1 protein-coding gene is annotated in these 1,945 nt (G+C 53.3%); it reads right to left on the reverse strand.

The features are described from left to right. Positions 1 to 227: 227 nt before the first annotated feature. Positions 228 to 1,622, reverse strand: coding sequence for a primase-helicase family protein (locus AC2FF7_RS22115; protein ID WP_496906357.1), 1,395 nt, complete (start codon positions 1,620 to 1,622; stop codon positions 228 to 230). Between the last annotated feature and the right edge of the window lie 323 nt (positions 1,623 to 1,945).

Genomic DNA, 1,945 nt, shown 5'->3' on the forward strand with positions numbered 1-1,945 from the left:
CGCCCGGTTGACCACGCAGTAAACGAACCGCGCAGAGGCCACTTGGCGGTGATTGAACCGTGTTTTCGGCCGTCCCTGCGTCGAGGTCACCCAGCACCCGTTCTCATCCTCTGTGGTTTGCGATAGGACGGAGTTGGCCCTCGAAAGGGCCTCCTCGTAGTGAGTGTCCATGATGTCCTGAAGCCAGATCTCGCAGTCGTCTCTTAAGAAAAAGTGCTGACTGTCCATCATATGATCTCCACTTCGGCGAACCGGGTATCACCAGCAATGTGATCGTTGATGCTCACCGGCTCAAAGTCAGGGCCATGGATTTTGCCCCGGTCGATCCAGTAACCAGACTTGACCCAGATCGCGCGTTGATAGTCTTTGCCACCCCACTTCGCCTTGGTCTTCCGCCAATCCAACTCGTCCATCAGGTGCTTGGTTTGGTTGATGTTTCCTTTGAGGTTCGTCTGGACGAACTCAACCACTCCCGCTTCAGGCAGGGCGACGAGCCCACTAGCATTCAGTTCTTCCTCCAACCGATCAACGATGGTGTCTCGGCTGGTCTGGTGCAGGCGTTCCATGGTCGGTGTCTGATGGTCGGCGATGTTCAAGCTCTTGGCGCTGAACCCTTCCGGCAGTTGTCTCTGCATCAAGGCGTTATAGACACGGGACACGTTCGCCGGATCATCCAGGAACTGATGAACCTGACCGACGAGGTTCGAAAACTCGTTGGCGCGAGAACCCCCTGATCGACCGTCATGGTTCACATCCATTACGAGATAACGCCGCTCACCCTCACCGATCCATGATGGCCAGATGTTCGATGTGAACAGGAAGCAGCACGACTGCTTTGCGCGTTCAGCTTCAATCCCTTTCCGCTCTATCAGAACGTAAGGGTCAGTGATGAAGGTTTTGATTGCGTTTTCCTGCGGCGACCCCGGCTTGATCTGGGTTTCCTCACACACCACAAGCTTGCTTGTCAGAACCGTGGCGTTGAACTGCTGCGTAAGCTTGCTGACGTTATTTGGAACTACGGTGTTCTGAGTGCCGAAGAGTTCGGTCAGAATGCGTGCCGTTGTACTTTTCCCAGTACCTCTTCCCCGCGAATACAGGAACGGAGCCCAAGAAGGCTTTTCCCCCTCGTTCTGAAGGCTCCATGCCAGCCAGTTCAGGAACTGCTCACGGTCATGCTCAAGCTGAAAGAACTCATCGAAGAATTGCCCGATGATGCCAGGCTCAGCGAAATTGACCCTGAGTTGGCGATATTCCGGTTCGACCCACGTGTTGGCTGCAACTGCTCCACGCGACCGTATCAGTCGGTTAGAGTTACTGGCTTCACAGATTGCCGTTCCATTCCAGACCTGAAACGATCGGTCGGCGTCAGTATGCTGCGCTTCGATCAGCAGCTTAAATAAGCCTTTGACTAGATCTTTGCTCAGTGGAACTTCGGGATACTCGTCTCGAACCCGGTTCAGGATCATCCGCTCCACGTCATTGCGCGACAGTGGAACACTCAGATTCTCCACGTCGAAGAACTTGTTGTCTCTCCGAACGATCTGATCGCCGTAGGCCTTTGCTAGACGTTGAACTTGCTCGGTTACCTCCGCTCCAGAAACTGGATTATTATTGGTTTCCATTGATGGTTATCTCCCATCATTGATGCTCCCGGCTTAGCCACGCACCCCGTATCAGGAGACGGCTGATTAGACCGTTTATGTGGGGCACGCACCAGGTGCATAATCGCGTTCTTTCCTTCTATAGTGTGCCCTGGAAGAATTCATGGGGCGAAAAGTGGCATGAAACCCCTTATTTTTATGGCCAAAATGGACTTCTAAGGTGCATTTTTCCTGCTGATGCAAAAAACGACCGAATTTGGCCGTGAAATTCACCTGAAATAAACGTCGATATCGGTCGCCAAGTGGCCTCGGCGCGGTTTGTTTACTGTGTGGTCAACCGGGCT

It is taken from the genome of Ruegeria sp. YTSC325 (assembly GCF_059609525.1).

What these genes read in the sequence shown, in the direction of transcription:
- AC2FF7_RS22115 (WP_496906357.1), bottom strand. Translation starts at nt 1,622, where the DNA reads ATGGAAACCAATAATAATCCAGTTTCTGGAGCGGAGGTAACCGAGCAA.